General features: G+C 38.7%; 17 protein-coding genes. 1 reads left to right on the top strand and 16 read right to left on the bottom strand.

What is annotated here, in order from left to right; genetic code table 11:
• Positions 1-33 precede the first annotated feature (33 nt).
• The 8 genes from meaB to ACIQ1H_RS03460 form a co-directional block, all read right to left on the bottom strand.
• Positions 34-1,131, bottom strand: a complete 1,098-nt coding sequence (gene meaB / locus ACIQ1H_RS03495; RefSeq protein ID WP_173479012.1) for a methylmalonyl Co-A mutase-associated GTPase MeaB — start codon at positions 1,129-1,131, stop codon at positions 34-36.
• Positions 1,131-3,284, bottom strand: a complete 2,154-nt coding sequence (gene scpA, locus ACIQ1H_RS03490; protein ID WP_173479013.1) for a methylmalonyl-CoA mutase — start codon at positions 3,282-3,284, stop codon at positions 1,131-1,133. The genes meaB and scpA overlap by 1 nt, the downstream gene beginning before the upstream one ends.
• Positions 3,281-4,972, bottom strand: coding sequence for a methylmalonyl-CoA mutase family protein (locus ACIQ1H_RS03485; RefSeq protein WP_402886536.1), 1,692 nt, complete (start codon positions 4,970-4,972; stop codon positions 3,281-3,283). Before ACIQ1H_RS03485 ends, scpA begins: the two co-directional genes overlap by 4 nt.
• Positions 4,973-5,104: 132 nt before the next feature.
• The gene (locus tag ACIQ1H_RS03480; protein WP_173479015.1) at positions 5,105-6,439 is read right to left on the bottom strand and encodes a dihydrolipoamide acetyltransferase family protein; all 1,335 of its coding nucleotides are present in this window, start codon (positions 6,437-6,439) and stop codon (positions 5,105-5,107) included.
• 197 nt (positions 6,440-6,636) lie between these two features.
• A complete protein-coding gene (locus ACIQ1H_RS03475) occupies positions 6,637-7,620 on the bottom strand; it encodes an alpha-ketoacid dehydrogenase subunit beta (RefSeq protein ID WP_337980889.1) in 984 nt (327 codons plus the stop codon).
• A complete protein-coding gene (locus tag ACIQ1H_RS03470; RefSeq protein ID WP_402886533.1) occupies positions 7,620-8,636 on the bottom strand; it encodes a thiamine pyrophosphate-dependent dehydrogenase E1 component subunit alpha in 1,017 nt (338 codons plus the stop codon). Before ACIQ1H_RS03470 ends, ACIQ1H_RS03475 begins: the two co-directional genes overlap by 1 nt.
• A gap of 260 nt (positions 8,637-8,896) precedes the next feature.
• Positions 8,897-10,324 (bottom strand): dihydrolipoyl dehydrogenase, encoded by a 1,428-nt coding sequence (gene lpdA / locus ACIQ1H_RS03465; protein WP_402886531.1) that lies wholly within the window; start codon positions 10,322-10,324, stop codon positions 8,897-8,899.
• 262 nt (positions 10,325-10,586) lie between these two features.
• Positions 10,587-11,681: a Leu/Phe/Val dehydrogenase gene (locus ACIQ1H_RS03460; RefSeq protein ID WP_173479019.1), complete on the bottom strand. Its 1,095-nt coding sequence runs from the start codon at positions 11,679-11,681 to the stop codon at positions 10,587-10,589.
• A gap of 310 nt (positions 11,682-11,991) precedes the next feature.
• Here ACIQ1H_RS03460 and ACIQ1H_RS03455 point away from each other — a divergent pair, with 310 nt between their 5' ends.
• Entirely contained in the window at positions 11,992-12,228 is a 237-nt protein-coding gene (locus tag ACIQ1H_RS03455) for a DUF2627 domain-containing protein (protein ID WP_139860622.1), read from the top strand.
• 50 nt (positions 12,229-12,278) lie between these two features.
• Here ACIQ1H_RS03455 and ACIQ1H_RS03450 read toward each other — a convergent pair whose 3' ends face one another.
• From ACIQ1H_RS03450 to ahrC, 8 genes are all read right to left on the bottom strand, one after another.
• Positions 12,279-13,007 (bottom strand): glycerophosphodiester phosphodiesterase, encoded by a 729-nt coding sequence (locus ACIQ1H_RS03450; protein WP_139860619.1) that lies wholly within the window; start codon positions 13,005-13,007, stop codon positions 12,279-12,281.
• Complete coding sequence (locus ACIQ1H_RS03445) at positions 13,000-14,571, bottom strand: flagellar assembly protein A (protein ID WP_402886528.1); 1,572 nt, start codon at positions 14,569-14,571, stop codon at positions 13,000-13,002. The genes ACIQ1H_RS03450 and ACIQ1H_RS03445 overlap by 8 nt, the downstream gene beginning before the upstream one ends.
• 366 nt (positions 14,572-14,937) lie before the next feature.
• Positions 14,938-15,138, bottom strand: a complete 201-nt coding sequence (locus ACIQ1H_RS03440; RefSeq protein WP_173479021.1) for a hypothetical protein — start codon at positions 15,136-15,138, stop codon at positions 14,938-14,940.
• A gap of 198 nt (positions 15,139-15,336) precedes the next feature.
• Positions 15,337-15,714: a PH domain-containing protein gene (locus ACIQ1H_RS03435; protein ID WP_402886526.1), complete on the bottom strand. Its 378-nt coding sequence runs from the start codon at positions 15,712-15,714 to the stop codon at positions 15,337-15,339.
• 342 nt (positions 15,715-16,056) lie between these two features.
• Entirely contained in the window at positions 16,057-16,848 is a 792-nt protein-coding gene (gene spo0A, locus ACIQ1H_RS03430; protein ID WP_173479023.1) for a sporulation transcription factor Spo0A, read from the bottom strand.
• Positions 16,849-17,209: 361 nt separating this feature from the next.
• On the bottom strand, positions 17,210-18,157 hold the full coding sequence (locus tag ACIQ1H_RS03425) for a SpoIVB peptidase S55 domain-containing protein (protein WP_402886524.1): 948 nt from the start codon (positions 18,155-18,157) through the stop codon (positions 17,210-17,212).
• Positions 18,158-18,284: 127 nt separating this feature from the next.
• Positions 18,285-19,976: a DNA repair protein RecN gene (gene recN, locus ACIQ1H_RS03420; protein WP_402886522.1), complete on the bottom strand. Its 1,692-nt coding sequence runs from the start codon at positions 19,974-19,976 to the stop codon at positions 18,285-18,287.
• A 148-nt stretch (positions 19,977-20,124) separates the two neighbouring features.
• The gene (gene ahrC, locus ACIQ1H_RS03415) at positions 20,125-20,574 is read right to left on the bottom strand and encodes a transcriptional regulator AhrC/ArgR (protein WP_173479026.1); all 450 of its coding nucleotides are present in this window, start codon (positions 20,572-20,574) and stop codon (positions 20,125-20,127) included.
• Positions 20,575-20,613: the final 39 nt, after the last annotated feature.

Here is a 20,613-nt window from a genome sequence, read left to right as displayed (position 1 = left end):
TTGTGCACCTACATGCTCATATAAAAGCGTACATTATTTCTGTGTTTGCTCATCGCTAAATAAACGATCTACACCTTGCGTTACTGTCAATTGTCCATTAAGAATTTGGCGCTCTAGTAACTGTACTTGTTCTTTACGGTTTGGATCCCCATAAAATGCATCAATGAGATGATCTGTAATCATGGATTGGAACCAATCTTTCGTTTGATTTTGACGGCGAATGGACCAGTAATTATTCGCTTCCACCGTTTGTCTAAAGTCACCGATTGTATTCCATACTTTATCGAGTCCTTTTTTTTCCCACGAACTAACTGGCATAGCAGTAGACATCCATCCTGGCGTTGCGGGTTGAAGGAAATGCAATATTTGCTTATATTCGGAAACGGTTTTTTTCGCTAGTCGCACATTATCACCATCAGCCTTATGCACAACAATGGCATCTGCTAATTCCATAATGCCCTTTTTCATGCCCTGCAGTTCATCTCCTGCACCCGTCAATACTAACAATAAGAAGAAATCAACCATTCCTCGGACATATGTTTCACTTTGACCAACACCAACCGTCTCAATCAAAATCACATCATACCCAGCCGCTTCACAGACAAGCATCGTTTCACGCGTCTTCTTATGAACACCCCCTAGGGTACCAGCAGACGGTGACGGGCGAACAAACGCATTCGGCTTTTTCACCAGTTCTTCCATGCGTGTTTTATCGCCTAAAATACTGCCCCCCGATAACGAAGAACTCGGGTCTATTGCAAGGACTGCTACTTTTTTACCCATCTCACATAACATCGTTCCGAAAGCTTCAATGAAAGAGCTTTTCCCTGCGCCTGGTACTCCCGTAATACCAATACGGACGCTGTTGCCTGTATGCGGTAAAAGCTCCTGTAATAGCTCTTGCGCTTGTACTTTATGAGTCATATTTGAGCTTTCAATGAGTGTAATAGCTTTTGACAATTGTACACGTGAGCCTGCACGGACATTTCGTGCAAGCTCTTGAATATCAAGTTTGTCAGCTTTTTTCTTTCGGAATTTTTTTGGTACACCATATTGCATACCATCGTGAGATGCCTCCACGCCATCCATGACAAATAGAGCACTTTCCTGCATCTCTTTGTTTTTGTCCATTATTTAGACACTTCCTCGTAACCTAAACGTTTATAAATTTCCTCAATTATTTTAATTGCAGAAACTGGTATAACTGTACCAGGTCCAAAGATTGCCACTGCCCCTGCTTCATAAAGGAATTCATAATCTTGTGCTGGAATAACGCCTCCAACGATAATGATAATATCTTCACGGCCCAACTTTGTCAGTTCAGAAACTAACGCTGGCACGAGAGTTTTGTGTCCTGCTGCGAGTGATGATACACCGATACAATGCACGTCATTTTCAACAGCCATTTGCGCTGTTTCTTCTGGTGTCATGAATAGTGGTGAAATATCGACATCGAAGCCTAAGTCAGCATAGCCTGTTGCAATTACTTTAGCACCACGATCATGCCCGTCTTGTCCCATTTTCGCTACTAAAATACGTGGGCGACGACCTTCATTTTCAAGGAACTCATCTGTCATATTTTTTACTTCTGTAATTTGCTCTTCATCCGAGAAGTTTGCAGAATAAACACCTGAGATAGAGCGAATGATTGCTTTATGACGACCAGATACTATCTCGATAGCGTCAGAGATTTCTCCTAGCGATGCACGAGCACGTGCAGCGTCTACCGCTATTGCAAGTAAGTTTTCTTCACCATCTTGTGCTGCTTTCGTTAAGCGAGCAAGATGTTTTTGAACCTCTGCCTCATCACGAGAAGCTTTCATGGCATCTAAACGCTCAATTTGCTTTTGACGAACAAGTGTGTTGTCGATATCAAGAATATCGATTGGTTCCTCTTTTTCTAAACGATATTTGTTCACGCCTACAATCGTTTCAGATTTAGAATCGATTTTCGCTTGACGTTTAGCCGCAGCTTCTTCAACCTTCATTTTTGGAAGGCCCGTTTCAATTGCTTTTGCCATACCACCAAGTTCTTCAATTTCTTCGATTAACGCCCATGCAGACTTTGTGATTTCATCTGTTAATTTCTCAACATAATATGAGCCACCCCAAGGGTCAATCACTTTTGTCATAGCCGTTTCTTCTTGTAGGAATAGTTGCGTATTACGTGCAATACGTGCAGAGAAATCTGTTGGTAATGCAATTGCTTCGTCTAGTGCATTCGTATGAAGAGATTGCGTATGGCCCATAGATGAAGCATTCGCCTCAATTAATGTCCGCGTTACATTATTGAATGGGTCCTGCTCTGTTAAAGACCATCCAGATGTTTGTGAGTGTGTACGTAATGCCAATGTCTTTGGATTTTTTGGATTGAACGTAGACATCATTTGTGCCCAAATACGACGAGCAGCTCGCATTTTCGCAACTTCCATATAATAGTTCATCCCGATAGCCCAGAAGAATGATAAACGTGGTGCAAAGGCATCAATATCAATACCAGCTTTTAAACCAGTCCGAACATATTCAAGACCGTCCGCTAATGTATAAGCAAGCTCGATGTCATTTGTAGCACCCGCTTCTTGAATATGATAGCCTGAGATCGAAATAGAGTTAAATTTTGGCATAAACTTAGCTGTAAATTCAAAAATATCTGCAATAATTTTCATCGACATTGCTGGTGGGTAAATATACGTGTTACGTACCATATATTCTTTTAAAATATCATTTTGGATTGTCCCAGCAAGCTGTTCTGGAGTAACACCTTGTTCTTCAGCAGCAACGATATAGAATGCGAGTATCGGAAGTACGGCACCATTCATCGTCATTGACACAGACATTTGATCTAAAGGAATTTGATCGAATAAAATTTTCATATCTTCTACTGAATCAATTGCTACCCCTGCTTTACCAACATCACCTGTTACACGTGGGTGATCCGAATCATATCCTCGGTGTGTTGCTAAGTCAAAGGCTACTGAAAGACCTTTTTGCCCCATTGCAAGGTTACGTTTGTAAAACGCATTGGATTCTTCCGCAGTGGAGAAACCTGCATATTGACGAACTGTCCAAGGACGTGCGACATACATAGTAGGGTATGGACCGCGTGTATTTGGCGCAATACCTGCAACATCATCTAAGTGTTTTACATCTTTAATATCATCTTTTGTATAAATATCTTTAATTTCAATACCTTCATTTGTCATGAATTTGTCGTCTGAAGCCGCAGGAGCTTCTGCTGTTAATACTTTTTCGATTTCAATTGCACTAAAATTTGGCTTGCTCATCGTTGGACCTCCTTCATGCTAGCGAACACCGAATTTAATTTTTCAATGATGTTCTGTCCTGCGAAAATAAAGCCGTTTAAGCCATTTGCTAACCAAGCTTCTTCTTCGTCTTTAAATTTACCTGCTACGTCTACAATCACGTGTGCTGGTTTTTCAGCTAAAATTGCAGGAACCATTTCTTTTGTAGCATCATCATTACCTGCGATAACTACATATTTTGCGTCTGTAGCTTTTAACCAAGCAAGTGCTTCTTTAGCAGTTACAGCTGGTTCACTTTTTTCGGGTACAAGACCAACAGTATTTAAGAAACCAGATACAAAATCAGCACGAGGTTTAGAACTTTTTAGTGAGCCTAATGCTAAGATGCCAGTTTTCACATTGGCTGCAGTCATTTGTAAACGCAGTTGCTCGAACGGTATCGTAATTCGCTTAATATTTGCAAATAGTGGGTTTGTTTCGCTATCAAGTACATCTGCAGGATTTGCATAAATATTTGTACCGATAACCGATTGTTTGCGTGTTTGTGCAGCTTTAATGCGTGCTTGATAAGATGCTTCTAACGCTTCAGCTAATTTTCCTGAAGCTGTATAAGCATCTATACCACCAGCAGCCTCAATTTCTAAAAATAATGCCCAAGCTTCTTTTACGAAGTCAGCTGTTAATGATTCAATGAAGTATGAACCACCCGCAGGATCTGTTATTTTTAACACATTTGTTTCTTCTTTTAATACTAGAGATACATTGCGCGCTATACGTACAGATTGCTCTGTCGGTTTCGTTAATGCATCATGTGGGTGAACTGTAAAGACATCCGCACCGCCAATTAATCCAGAAAGCGCTTCATTTGCAGCGCGAAGTAAATTTACGTAAACATCCAATTTAGAGAAGCTTCGAAGCGAAGTTTCAGCAAGTGTTGGAACTTTTACATTTTCTGTCACACCATAAGCTGATGAGAACGCTTTCCAAAGTACTTTAAAAGCACGTAGTTTAGCGATTTCTGTAAAGAATTGCGTATCAAGGGCAAATGAAACATAAAATTTTTGTGCAAAAGCTTCAAAGCTTTCTTCTTGCTCTGCATATTTAGCCGCAATTGCAAGTGCATATGCTAATTCTTGCACAGCATTAGCACCTTCATTATGGAAAGACACTGTATCTGCACTTAACGTACGTACATTTGGCAATCCTACAAGCTTAATTGGATTGTTAGAAATAATGAAGCCGTTTACATCTTGTCGTTGTTCAGTTGGTATGTTGTTGAATACTGCCAGTAAAGGGTCATTTTCATTTTTTACCGTCATTTTAAACGAATATTCAGAGAAATATGTAGCTAGTTGTGCCAATATTTCTTCAGTCCATTCAAAGTTTACACGACTATCAACTGTCACTACCTCATTGCCACGAGCTAAGCTATCATCAAGCTGCGCGAAGAATGTTTCACTTGTTTCAGCATACACTTGCTGTGCCACACGAAATACTTCGCTATTTTGTAGGGAACGGATTGTAGCAACTTGTTTATCTAGCTCATCACCTAGTTTGGCTACTAAACTTTCTTGCGTGTAAAGCGGTTCTAACGTAACACCCTCACTTGTTTTCGTTAAAAGAGACTCGAATGGTTTCCCTTTTAAAGCTTTGATTGCTGCATCTTGCCATTCTGAATAGGACGGCTTTTCAAATTCAATATTTTTCATGTTGTTTGACATGCGGACGCTTAATCAGCTTCCCCCCTTAGTAGTTTCTATTTGTTATTCTACATGACAATTTGCTACTCGAAAAGCAAAAAAAAATCGGAAACCGTTATACAACAGGTTTCCGACAAATCATCAGTAGACTGACGTCGAAGATTTATTTGTATTTTCGAGTATTTCTTTTACTCTATTTAGGAATTTACCACAAACTAATCCATCTAGTATACGATGATCTAAAGATAAACATAAATTTACGATATCGCGTGCAGCAAACATTCCGCCAGGTAAAACAACAGGTTTTTTTACAATACTTTCCACTTGGAGAATAGCTGCTTGCGGGTAATTAATGATGCCCATTGACTGCATAGAGCCGAAAGCACCTGTATTATTAACCGTAAACGTACCGCCTTTAATATTATCCATTGTCAGTTTGCCTGCGCGAACTTTTTGAGCAAGCTCATGAATCTCTTTAGCAATCCCTTTAATTGACTTTTCATCCGCGTGTTTTATAACAGGGACAAAGAGTGCATCATCCGTTGCTACGGCAATGGAAATATTTATATCATGTTTTTGAATGATTTTATCTCCTGCCCACATTGAATTCATCATTGGGAACTCTTTTAATGCTTGTGCAACAGCCTTAACAAAGAATGCAAAATAAGTAATATTAAAGCCCTCTTTTTGTTTAAATTCTGTCTTAATGCTATCTCGATACGCAACTAAATCCGTTACATCCACTTCCATCATCATCCAAGCATGTGGTACTTCTTGAGCACTACGCACCATATTATTAGCAATGGCACGACGCACGTTTGTAACTGGTATTTCAATATCACCAGCTTGTGTTTCTTGGCCAGATGGTACTGGTTTTGCAGCTTGTTCTGATGGAGTGACTTGTTGGTTACTAACAGCGGCAACTGGCTCAGAAGTTGGTGCATCTTTAGCCGTTGGCACATTGCCAGCTTCAATTAATTGTTGAAGGTCTTTTCGTGTAATACGACCACCCTCTCCAGTCCCAACTACTTGCTCAAGTGCAATATCATGTTCTTGCGCTAGTCTAAGTACGGCTGGTGAGTAACGCGCTTTTTGCTGTCTTACTGGTTTTTCTGCCGAAACGGCAACCGTCGTTTCCTTTGGCGCCTCTTGTTTTTTCTGAATACCCGCGTTCCGAATCGCTGAACTTACTGTTGATTTTTTGGCAGGTTGAGATTCAGGTAACTCACCGTCACCTGCAATTTCGATTGAACAAACAACGGCTCCCACAGGTAACGTTTGCCCTTCCTCAGCAAGTAACTCTGTAATAACCCCTTCAAAAGAGGATGGGATTTCTGCATTTACTTTATCTGTCACAACTTCTGCTAATGGATCATATTTTTTTACTGTATCACCTGGTTGCACGAGCCATTTTTCGATTGTACCTTCTGTTACGCTTTCACCGAGCTGTGGCATCGTAATGTTTTGAATCGCCATTATCCTATTCCTCCCATCAATTACGCCTCGGTAGTAACCTTAGCCAAGATATTGCGTTGACAAAGCAAGCAAGTTTAAAATCTGTGACGACCGCCGGAGGCTTTTGCTATTTTGAGTATGCGCCCCTAACGCTTACTTCAAAAAGAGACTACAACTAAGTATTTTTCTCCTAATATACAGGAGTATCATCTGAGTAATTAAAAAGCAGCTAAATCTCGCAAAGCACGTTCTACTTTTTCTGGATTAATCATGAAAAACTTTTCCATTGTCGGTGCATATGGCATCGCAGGGACATCTGGACCAGCTAATCGTTGGATAGGTGCATCAAGATCAAACAAGCAATTCTCAGCAATAATAGCTGCGACCTCACTTATAATGCTACCTTCTTTGTTATCTTCAGTAATTAGTAAAACTTTGCCTGTTTTACTTGCCGCTTCAATGATTGCTTCTTTATCTAGAGGATACACAGTACGTAAATCTAAAATATGCGTTGAAATACCATCTGCTGCTAATCGCTCTGCTGCTTGTAAAGCGAAATGAACAGCTAAACCATATGTTATTACTGTAACGTCTTCACCTTCACGCTTAACGTCGGCTTTACCAATTGGTAATGTATAATCGTCTAATGGGACTTCTCCTTTAATTAGTCGATATGCTCGCTTATGCTCAAAAAATAACACAGGATCTTCATCGCGAATCGCTGCTTTTAACAAACCTTTTGCATCATATGGTGTAGAAGGAATGACAATTTTCAAACCAGGCGTTCCAGCAAAAAGAGCCTCAACCGATTGTGAGTGATAAAGCGCGCCATGAATTCCTCCACCGAAAGGAGCACGCACGACAATCGGACAAGTCCAGTCATTATTTGAACGATAACGGATTTTCGCAGCCTCGGAAACTATTTGGTTCACAGCTGGCATAATAAAGTCTGCAAACTGCATTTCAGCAATTGGGCGCATCCCATACATCGCCGCACCAATACCGACCCCTGCAATGGCACTTTCAGCAAGTGGTGTATCTAATACGCGATACTCACCAAACTGCTCGTAAAGACCAGTCGTTGCTTTAAAAACGCCACCTTTGCGACCAACATCTTCCCCTAAGATGAAAACGCGGTCGTCCCGTTCCATTTCTTCCTTCATCGCTAATGTAATCGCATCAATATAAGACATAACTGCCATTACACGTCACCTCCGTCCACTGGTGCATATACGTATTTCAAGGCATCTTCTGGTTGGGCATACGGTGCTGCTTCTGCATAATCCGTTGCTTCATTCACCTCAGCCATGATACGGTCTTCTATTTCTTTTCGAAGAGATTCAGTCATAATGCCAGCATCTTGTAAATACTTCTCGAATAATACAATCGGATCCTTCGCTTTACCTTCTGCAATATCTTCAGCTGTTCGATATTGACGATCATCATCATCTGAAGAGTGTGCAGTTAAACGGAAAGTCACCGTTTCGATTAGACTTGGACCAGCACCGCTACGTGCACGTTCTGCTGCCTCTTTAACGACCTTATAAACCTGTAATGGACATTTACCATCCACTGTAACGCCAGGCATCCCATAGCCAATACCACGATCGGATACTTTTGCACAACCTAATTGACGTTCTACTGGTACTGAAATTGCATATTGATTATTTTCTACCATTATGATGACGGGTAACTTATGCACTCCTGCAAAATTCGCACCTTCATGAAAATCACCTTGGTTGGAAGAGCCTTCTCCTAATGTGACAAAGGTAATAAAATCCTCTTTTTGCAAACGTCCTGCAAGCGCCACACCAACTGCATGTGGAACTTGTGTTGTCACTGGCGAAGAACCAGTCAAAATGCGATTTTTCTTTTGTCCAAAGTGCCCTGGCATTTGGCGGCCGCCCGAATTCGGGTCTTCAGCCTTTGCAAAAGCTGATAACATTAACTCTTTTGGCGTCATTCCAAAATGCAATACAACACCCATATCTCGGTAATATGGTGCAATATAGTCTATATCCTTATTTAGTGCAAAAGCTGCTCCTACTTGAGCTGCCTCCTGCCCTTGACAAGAAATAACAAATGGAATTTTACCTGAGCGGTTTAATAACCACATACGCTCATCTAGTCTTCTTGCCATTAACATCGTTTCGAACATAGCAAGGACATCTTCAGTCGATAAACCTAAATCTTCATGTTTTATTTGAACGTCTTGCATATGAACACCCCTTTCGCATTAGAGAAAATGCTAAAGTGCCTGTAATCCATGTACAAGCTACTTTAGTATTTAAATTATGACAGTATTTTTACACCTTGGCGTAATTGCCTTCAGATTTTTGGCGTTTTCTAGAAAGCCCTTTATAAAATCTGTGTCATCTACTAAGGTTTTTAACTTGAATTAACATAGGTGAGAGCTCTTAACGAACTATCGTTCCTATTTCCGTTTCCTAGATGTAGAAGACTTTGGCTCAATCCAAGTTAAAAATGGATAGCCCGCTTATCAACAGCTAAGGCAGATTCTACTAACACTTCATTTAGTGATGGATGTGGGTGGATTGCCTGACTAATTTCCCAAGGAGTTGCGTCCAATAACTTTGCTAATGACGCCTCTCCTATTAAATCCGTTACATGTGGCCCCACCATATGAATACCCAAAATGTCATCCGTTTCTTCATCAGCTATTATTTTTACAAAGCCATCTGAATCTCCATTGACAAGCGCTTTTCCTATTGCTTTAAATGGGAATTTGCCCACCTTTAATGCATAGCCCTGTTCACGGGCAGCACTTTCCGTTAAACCAATACTAGCTACTTCTGGGAATGAATATACACATTTTGGCACCTTCAATACATCTAACGGCGCTTTTTTTCCATTTGCAATATGTTCAATCGCAGACAATCCTTCATGGGAGGCAACATGTGCTAATTGTAACCCACCTATAACATCCCCAATGGCATACATATGTGATTCTTTCGTTTGATAAGAATCGCTTACTTTAATAAAGCCGTTGTCTATTTCAATGTCTGTGTTTTCTAATCCGATACCATGTATATTTGCTTCACGCCCAACACACAGCAACAATTTCTCTGCCGTGAAATGTTCTTCTTTATCTTGAAGCTTCGCAGAAATGAAAACGTTATCATTTTCTATTTTGTAGCTATCTGAATCTAAGCGTGCATTTGTTACAATACGTACGCCACGACTTTCAAGCTGCTTTGTAACTTCCTTTACGACATCTGCATCTTCTGCTGGTAAAATTGATGGGCCATATTCAACGACTGTTACCGATACTCCAAAATCACATAGCATCGATGCCCATTCAATACCAATTACACCACCACCGACAATCAGTAATGACGTTGGCAATTCCTCCATTTGCAAAGCATGGTCAGAATTCATGATGTATTTGCCATCGACTGTTAACCCTGCCATTCCTCTCGGTTTCGATCCTGTTGCAATGACAACATTCGTTGGAACTAGCATTTCATTTTCTTCACCATTTAGCATCTCAACAGAAATCGTACCTGGCATTGGTGAGAAAATAGAAGGTCCTAAAATCCGCCCTGTTCCTTCATATACATCAATCTTGCCTTTTTTCATCAGTGTATTCACACCTTGGCTTAATTGCTCTACAATTGCTTGTTTGCGTGCTTGCACTTTATTGAATTGCAATGTAACCCCAGAGATATCTACACCAAATTCACTTGCCGTTTTATTCGCCATACGATACACTTCTGCACTGCGAAGTAACGCCTTACTAGGAATACAGCCTTTATGTAGACAGGTACCACCAAGTCGTTCACGTTCCACTATAGCTGTTTTCAAGCCTAATTGTGCTGCACGAATTGCTGCTACGTAGCCTCCTGTCCCTCCCCCTAAAATAACTACATCATAATTTTGAGCCATTTTTTATTCCTCCTTATGAGAAAAGTGCTAAAGCCCCTCTTCCAAACATGTGTGACAGTGAAATCCATTGAGGAAATAGCTGTATCGCCACAAGCAACTATCTCTATACATCAAGACATTGAAATGAAAGGTGCACCTTATTACGTTCACTTGAAGTTATTGCGTAATCTTTTCTTGTGACTATTTATAATTTGCGAATCCTTTATTTACCATTATCTAAAGAGAAGAAGTCGACTATGCGACTTCTTTTCACGAACAGCTGTTAACGACCGTTCAAAATATTTTTTTCATTTTTTAAAAACTGACTGCGCGATTTTGATACACGAGCAATGCGTTCCTCTGCTAAACGATTAGCCGCTACATAAGTAGGAATGCCATCACGTTTTGAAATATCAAAGATTTTTTCAATGCTATCGTAAATACCATCTACACGTTTCATCGCACGTTCACGATTATAGCCGTATAATTCATCAGCGACGTTAATTACGCCACCAGCATTAATCACATAGTCAGGAGCATAGACAATACCTAGCTCATGTAAATAATCCCCATGTCGAGAATCCTGCAATTGGTTATTAGCAGAACCAGCGATCACTTTTGCTTTTAATTGTGGGATCGTTTCGTCATTCAGAATAGCTCCTAATGCACAAGGTGAGAAAATATCAACTTCCTGTGAATAGATTTCTTCTGGCGCAACAGCTCTAGCACCAAAATCATTCACAACACGATCAATTGCCGCTTGGTTAATATCAGTTACAACAAGTTTTGCACCTTCGTTATGTAAATACTCGCAAAGCTTGTAAGCAACATTCCCTAGTCCTTGAACAGAAATTGTACGACCTTCTAACGAATCCGTACCAAATGCTTCTTTTGCAGCTGCTTTCATACCACGATAAACACCGTAAGCAGTTACTGGTGACGGATTACCTGATGAACCGAACGCTGGTGAGATTCCAGTAACATAGTTTGTTTCTTCATGAATTAAATCCATATCTGTTACTGTTGTACCAACATCCTCAGCTGTAATATAGCGACCGTTAAGTCCTTGGATGAAACGCCCTAAAGCTCTGAACATTTCTTCATTTTTATCTTTAAATGGGTCCCCAATAATGACCGTTTTTCCACCGCCAAGGTTTAAACCAGCAGCCGCGTTTTTATATGTCATCCCACGTGCTAGTCTCAATGCATCCTCTATCGCATTCTCTTCTGTCGCGTAGGTCCACATACGAGCACCACCTAATGCTGGTCCAAGTGTCGTGTCATGGATAGCGATAATCGCTTTTAACCCAGATGCTTCGTCTTGGCAAAATACCAATTGTTCATAATCATACTTTTCCATATACTTGAAGATTTCCATGAAAACTCGCCCCTTTGCTTTGGAAAGCGCAACCCCTAATGCCCATCCCAATCAAATTTAAAAATAATATTAAAAACTGTTTTGCAATGGATAATATCGCTCCATTTAATTTTACAATACTGACAAATTCACAATTTCGCAACTATTATTACACTTTTCCTACTAAGTAAGAATTTTCTAAAAATTCAGTTACGATTAATAGTTTTATAACTTCTTCCTTCACGTTTCCTAGACTGCTAACATTCATAGGCTTTCTTGACATTCCCATATCGACAGGTACAATTATATTTAGGTATGAGGAGGGACATGCATGGCTCGATTTGCTGCGTTTATTGTAATGCTTATTCCAGGTCTAATGGCTGCAGGTGGCATTAAATTTATGCGTGATACATTATTCGGTAAGCTCATCTCACCTTTCCCATTTTTATGGCTGCAATTTGTTATTGGCATCATTTTCTTTGTTGTAGGCTTTGGCTTTTTCGCAGGCTTTTTACTACACCGCGACCGAAAAAACGGAAAAGTGGCTCCGCGCTTCCAAAAAAAATAAAAATAGCTATCCAAATAAGTCACTCAATGTGACTTACTGGATAGCTATTTTTATTGACGTTGCTGAACGGTGATTACCCTATCAGGAAAATCTGTAATCCAACCAACTACAGATGAATGCGGATTCGTCAAGTATTTTTCACTACCATCAATCGCATAAACACGACATGTCTTAGAACTGGTTACACAAGCCTCTAAATATTGCGGCTTATAATATCTTTTATGCATATGGACACAATCAATTGCCTTATAATCACATAGCAAATCCCATTTCAATTTTTTAGTAGCGATAAGTGCAGTTTCAAAATGTGGCGCATGGTGTTTCACAACCTCTAAAAGCTCATAATGGAATGAAGAAAAATGACTACCTTTAGGTAAAATAAGTCCTTGAAGCAATTGAACGAGCGCATCCTTATTGTCAAGAATGGTCGATTTTAATTCGATATTAAGAGGTAGCTGCTGTTTATTTGCCCATGCTAAAACTGCATCAAATGTTGGAATCCGATACGCTGAAAACAATCTTCTCAATGGTTTTCCTAATTTAAAGTTTTGTAGTTCCGCTATCGTGCATTCATTTACCAATTTATTGGAGCCTACTAATCTTGATAATTGCGGATCGTGGTAGACAACAGGAATTCCTTCTTTTGATAGCTGAATATCTAATTCAATCCCATCTGCGCCTAGTTCTAACGCTTTTTCAAAAGCTTTGAAACTGTTTTCGAGAGCATAAGCAGACGCCCCTCGATGTGCAAACACAGGGATGAACAATGCATTATACATTTAACTCACCGAACTCAAGTAAAAATTTACCATTGGTCATATTATTTAATAACGAGGATTTCTTTCCAATTTGAATATACGTACCTGGGTAGGCTTCTTTTGTTACGATAATTTCTTCCTTCCCAGCATGACGCATTTCGTCCATCATTAACTTTATTTCACGGTCCATTGTCACCGCTTCTGCCTTCAATTTTGATAATTGCTGTTTTGTTTCTTCAAATGAGGCAATTTGTTGTGTTGACATTTGCTTAAGAAGTGGTAATAAACTCGTAATCTTCGCTTCAAGTTCTGAAATTTCAGTTTGCTGTTGCTTTAGCTGAGTTGCTTTATTTTGCATCAAAGCATAACTTTCCTGTTTATTAACACTTTCGATAATTAAATCCGTTCTTCTCTCTAGTCGATTACCAGAGATTGCTGTGACGATTGTATTTTTGGCAACAGCACGTCCGCCAATAATTTTACCTTTTCGCTCATCAACATAAATTGAATGAGCAGTAAGCTGCGACCCTAGTGAATAAAAGCCGATATGAATACTATCGTCTGCTACTAAATTAGCTTCATTTACGTGCTTAACGAAAATATTCCCTCCCGCTTCTACAAGCGTTGAGCCCAAACCAAAAATACCTCCCCGAATGTATACATCACCTTCGATCGATTTAATCAGTTTAGCTCCACTTACACCTTCTGCCCCTTCGATTGATATATCTCCAGTCGCAATAACTGTATAGCCCGTAGTAACGGTGCCTTTAATACTTAAAGAGCCATTGAACTCTAAATTGCCTGTCTCAACGCCCACATCTCCATGTATAGGTAAATGTCGGTTAACCCCAATCATTCCTTTAACGTCGTCTAACACACCTGCAATTTTTGAGCGAATGACAATTTTATCATCCTCTTCTACTTCATAGGCTGACTTTTTATCATATCGAATGGGAAAATCACGACCTGGTGTTGCCGCAATCATTTCACCGAGTACATTTTGACCAGGCTCGCCCAACGTTGCAGGAATTTTTTCCCCAAGCCAAGATCCTTCAGAAATTTCTGAAATAAAATTCATGTCATAGTAATCAGCTTTTCCATCATCTCGAATAACGGGTTTTCTCTCTGGTTTTGGTAAGTATGTAATTTGCGCATCCATGCCTGCGACAGGTGATGTGCCTTGTGCAATTAAAAACGCTTTTCCTGGCTCAATTTTCAAAATATCAAAATCTATAATGCCATAGGTTATGCCTTCGCTAGCTAGTGTATCGGTAATTTGTGCTGTTAACTTTTCTTTATTCTTTTGAATATAATCATGTGTTTCATATATAAATATAGAGGCAGACATTTTATCTCGTGCAATTTCAGCTTCAACATTTGGAAGCCAGCGTCCAATTTCAACAGGACTAGTGCTTTCTGTCGCTAGTACCGTTTTTAAAATAGAAAAATTAGATAACTTTAGTCGTGGATGACTACGTAAGATACCATCAAATTCTTTTAATGGAAATCCCGCACTATATGTAAGCATAAATACCTTTCCGTTTTCTTCCGATATTTCGAAGTTATCATTTCGAACTAGAATCACGCTACCTCCTCCTTCCCTCTATATGTAAGTATATACAATCTATTTACATTTGTTTAGAGACAATTGTCACTACTCATAAAGAAAATACCCCTACTTTATCAGTAAGTACTTCATATAGCTCATACAATTTTCCTCTAAAAAATAGACGATATATCCTATAAAAAAGCAAGTTTTCCTTCATTGCAAAAGTGTAAATGTGTGGAATGTATAAAAATACAGTCATATTTTAGGTAATCCGCAATAAAGGAAAGAAAAAAAGAAAAAGCGCTATCCACTTAGCGATAATTTTGATTTAGGTCTTGTCTACTAAAAAACGCCCTTTTAGAAAGGAGCGTTTAACGAATATTATGGCTAATTTGTTTCGCTTTAGTTGCTATCTGGAAAAAAATCACTAACTAATCGCTTCTGAAGCGCTTCAATTCGACCATCAGCACCCAATTGTTCGCGCGTCATATAGAAAAGACTAATACGGCCATTCATTTCGAGTCGGACCTCAAATAATTGCTCATCTATTTGTGTTAATTCTAATGAATTGTGATGGTCAAGCTGAAAGTTTACACTTTTCATTTGTATCCCCCTGTTTAATTCTATAGCAACAATAATACCACGGCATAAGCGCTTCTTCATTTTTTCAAGACTGCTCAAAAAGTTTCGCTAAAATATCTATGTCATCGACTGCTTCCTTTATTTAAGGTAGTTCAACTCTAGTTGATAGGAGAATGCATATAAAAACGATTAACAGCTAACTGTTAACCGTCAAAATTGCTACACTAACACGTATTCTGCTAATACACTTTGAACTTTGTAGATATTAGTGGATTTATTGAAATTTTTCTGAATGGGAACCTGACTACCTGATACCCAAATTTTTAACTCAGCATCTAAATCAAATGTCCCCGCCGTCTCAACAGAAAAATGAAGAATATTCTTATATGGAATCGAATGATATTCCGTTTTCTTACCTGTTACCCCTTGTTTATCGATTAAGATTAGTCGCTTATTCGTAAAGATAAATGTATCTCTAATAATTTTATATGCATTTTGAATTGTCTCATTTGGTATTAATATTTCTTTCATTTCTTCCTGTAATTTATCTAAATTCACTTCGCTTGCATTTCCTATCAAACCATCAAAAAGCCCCATTTATGCTCCCTCCAATTGTTCAACCTTTATATAGTATATCTTACATTTTACTACAATATTACAGACTAAAGTATTCATAGAATCAATCACTTCTAACGCACTAATTGCCATATTGTGAATTTCATTACACTTCGCGTCTAATTTCTATTTCTCGCCCTTCTGTTCATCCATTTACGAGCGTTTTATCTATAAATATACATTTAGACAAAAAAATACGCCCCCTAAACAGTCGGCGTAAACTGCTTAATAAGGCGTTAAAATTACCATTATATAATCAATACATAAAATAAGTTTACTGGCTATTCCGCGCTAGCCTGCCGTCCATAAACATAGAGATAGCTCTTAGCTCGCCATCATATCAATACGAATCTTGTCCGCAATCATCGCGATAAATTCGCTATTTGTTGGTTTAGACTTTAAATGGTGCACTGTATAGCCAAACATCGACGAAATAGACTCGTAATTGCCACGATTCCATGCGACTTCAATGGCATGACGAATGGCACGTTCTACACGTGATGGTGTTGTGTTGAATTTTTTTGCAATTTCAGGATAAAGGATTTTCGTCACAGATCCTAATAACTCGATATCTTCAAACACCATTTGTATAGCTTCACGTAAATAAGAGTAACCTTTAATATGTGCAGGAACTCCGATTTCTTTAATAATCGCTGTAATAGTGCTATCAAGCTGATGCTGATTTAATTTTTGAGGAGTTGTCGGCTGTAATACACTTGATTTTTTCGGTATTGCTGCCTTTTGTCCAGCACAATGCAATATTTTTTGAACGAGCTGATCAAATTCAAACGGTTTTAACATAAAGTATGATGCACCTAAATCCACTGCTTGTTTCATGACATCTTCTTGACCAAATGCAGTTAGCATGATGACCTGTATGGAAGACATGCGATCATTTTGGTACATCGCCTCTAAAACAGCTAATCCATCTAGATGAGGCATAATAATATCCAGTAATAAAATATCAGGAGAAAACTCTTCAAGCATTTGAAGACACACTTTCCCGTTTGAAGCAGTTGCTATGATTTCAATTTCGGGATGACCTTGAAAATACTGCTCCATTGTTTTTAATAATTCTCGATTATCATCTGCTATCGCCACTTTTACCTTTGTCATTTCAATTCCTCCTTCTGGACTTTGCTTTGACTATTCAAAGCACAAACCTTTTACCCCTAATGTCTATTTTGACACACTGTGGAATTTTCGACATTTTTGCTTTAAAAACCTTTTCTATTTCCAAAAATGAGTATGTAGTCCGATACTTTCTTTTTTTCTCGACAAGTTACGATACTTAACTGCAAATTGTCGAATGCTCTTACCCCTTATTTTAGTGAAAAAACTGAGATAAAACTACACTTTTTTTTAAGTATCGCGAAACTGGTCAGCAAACAACATGAAATACTTAGGGAAAGAGCTAGTTTAACCTAATTTTTTCAAGAAAGAACGAATGGAGCTACCAAAGGCAGCCCCATCCCATTCATGATGATTTTTTTAACATTTCAGCCACTGTAATAGCTGCCCCTTTTTTCGGTTCTTCTACAAACATATGTGTGACAGCGCCAACAAAGCGCCCGTCCTGTATGATTGGGCTACCACTCATACCTTGTAAAATTCCACCTGTTTTTTCAATGAGCTTCTCATCAGAGACAATAAATTCAAGCCTTTCATTTTCCACTTTGGTAATTTCAATAGAAAATGTTTCGACTTTACTGCCTTCAATGGCTGTATAGATTTCAGCATGACCCATTTTTATATCTTTTGCATGCATAATTTCGATGGCTTTTGGCAATCTTTGTTGATAACTATCTTCCCAACGGCCAAATATTCCATACACCGTATTTTTATCGATACTACCTAATCTTTCCTGATGTTTTTCAATAGAGGATATTTTGTAGCCGGGTTGACCAGGTAGGCTTTTACGGATTTGCTGAATGGATGCTAAAAAAATGGAGCCTGCTCTGAAAACAGGTGCTTCTTGAAGAGTTGAATCGACAATTTGATGGCCTAACGCTCCGTAATTTAATGTCTCTGGATCAATGTATGTCAATGTTCCTACTCCATCTGTTTCATCCTTTAAAAAAGAGATGACATGTTCTGCTTCTTGTTTTTGTAAGTCAACTGTAACTTCTTTACCTTCACTTTTTATCGTCCATTTTTGTTGCCCTTGACGAGCAATTGCTTGCTTGGCCTCAGCAAGTGTTTTGACTGCTGTATCATTTATTTTTTCAATAACAGCGCCTCCTTTCATCCATTGATTGGAAGCTAACAACACATCATGAGCAACAAAGACATGTGATAACTGAAGTTGAATTCCAATTGCTTCGCCCATCGGTATTAATTTTTTGGCCGCAAAAGCCTGTATGGGCATAAATAACAAAACGATGAGCATAGGCAAAATGACAAATTGACGCCAACGACGATTCATACGACACCTCCTTTTGAATTTTGTCTTTATACTATGTGTTGTTGTACCGTTCTTATAAGCGGTAAATATTTGCGCAAAATGAAAAAAACCCAGAAACAGTTGACCTGCCTCTGGATTTTTCAAAAAGTTAGCGCATATGTTTTTTTCGTTCGTTAGCCATCTTTAACAATTCTGTCGCATGCTGTAAAGTTAATTCGGTAATTTCTGCACCTGACATCATTCTGCTCACTTCCTCAATACGTGCATGGGTATCAATTTCAGCTAATGATGTAAATGTACGATCATGTTCAACCTCTTTTTTAATAAAGTAATGATGATCGGCCATCGCTGCCACTTGTGGAAGATGTGAAATACACAGCACTTGAGAATTAACCGAAATGGCTGCAATTTTTTCAGCAATTGCTTGCGCCACTCGACCACTTACACCAGTATCCACTTCATCGAAAATGATGGACGTCACACCGTTTGAAGATGAGAAAATTGTCTTTAGTGCTAACATCATACGTGATAGTTCTCCACCAGAAGCAATTTTCGGTAAAGATTTAGGTGGTTCACCGACATTCGTTGAAATATAAAATACAACTTGATCTTTACCATTTACATCAAAATAAGGTAAAGCATCAAAATTTACAATAAATTTTGCTTTTTCCATATGTAATTCACGTAGCTCTGCCATAATGGCTTCACTTAAGTCATTTGCCGCTTCTTTTCGAACATGTGATAGTTCTTCTGCAAGTTCGCTTAATACGACTTCCATCTCAAGTACTTTCCGTTCTTTTACTTGTAAAATTTCATCGCGATTTAAAAGCTCACCAAGCTCAGTTTTAATTTTTTCATAATAGGCAATCATTTCTTCGACTGTTGAGCCATATTTACGCTTTAAGTTTTGGAACAGCGCAAGGCGTTGCTCAACTTCATTTAAGCGCGCCGGATCAAATTCTAGCTCATCTAAAACGTTTTTCACTTGATATGCTGCATCTTGCAGTGCGTAAAAGGCAGTTGTTACTGACTCAGATGCCTCTTTAAACTGTTCATCAATCGTCGCTGCATCATCTAATGCACCCATTGCTGCGCCGATCCAGTCAAGACCTTTTGTTTCACCTTGAATCGCTTCATAAGCGGCACTTGAGCGCTCAAATATTTTATTAAAATTCATAAGACGACGACGTTCATCAAGAAGCTCATCTTCTTCACCTAGCTTTAAATTTGCATCTTCAAGTTCTTTCATTTGGAACTGATACAAATCAATACGCTGAGCCATTAACTGCTCATCTATAGAAATTGTCGCTAATTCTTTTTTCAATGCACGATATTCGCTATATTGTTTACTGTATTTTTCAAGAATTGGTGCTAGTTGTTCTTCCGCGAAATGATCGAGTAAATAAATATGTTGCTTTTCATCCATAAGTTCTTGGTTTTCATGTTGACCATGAATATCAATAAGACTTGCACCAATGTCACGCAAAACCGATAATGGCACTAATTTACCATTAACTCGACAGACACTTTTGCCCGAGTCATTTAAGTCCCGACGCAATATAATGGAATCCTCTTCTATTTCAATGCCTGCTTCCTCCAGTTTTTTATATACAGGATGTGCAGCACTTGAAATTTGAAATAGCCCACCTAATTCGGCTTTTTTTGCACCATGACGTATAAATTCCGAATTACCTCTACCACCAGCAAGTAAATGTACCGCATCAATAATTATTGACTTACCTGCACCAGTTTCTCCTGTCAACACAGTTAGCCCATCTGAAAAACTAACTGTTAAATCCTCAATAATGGCAAAATTTCGAATACTAAGCTCTCTTAACACAAAAGGTCACCTCTGAATTAAATTCAACTGCTATTGAAATTCGTACTAACAGATGCATATACCCTTTTATGGAAAAAATTAAGCATCTGTAGTATTGAAATTCTCTTTACTATTAAAAGGTAGATTATACACCGATTAAAGTTACATTTTATAGCATGTCCAATAAGCGATTTTTTGTATTTTCACGTTCACCTTCATCACGACAAATAATCAAAATTGTATCGTCTCCAGAAATGGTACCTAAAATTTCTGGCCAATCTAAATGATCAAGTAATGAAGCAATTGCATTCGCGTTACCAGGAAGTGCTTTCATGACTAGAAAATGTGATGCACCGTCAATACTCACAAAAGCATCAGCTAGCGCACGATGTAATTTTTGTACAGGATTGAATCGTTGGTCTGCGGGTAAGCTATATTTATAACGTCCATCCTGCAATGGCACTTTCACTAAGTGCAATTCTTTAATATCTCTTGATACCGTTGCTTGTGTCACATTATAGCCTGCATCCTTTAAAAAATCGACTAAATCATCTTGTGTTTCGATTTCATGATTCGCAATAATATCTCGAATTCGTATATGTCTTTGTCCTTTATTCATATCGTTCACCTCTTATAAATAGTTAAATATTTGTATAAT

Origin of the sequence: Lysinibacillus sp. NPDC097279, assembly GCF_044761745.1 — a bacterium.
Taxonomy (GTDB): Bacteria; Bacillota; Bacilli; order Bacillales_A; family Planococcaceae; genus Lysinibacillus.
This window is presented reverse-complemented; position numbering and strand designations above follow the sequence as displayed.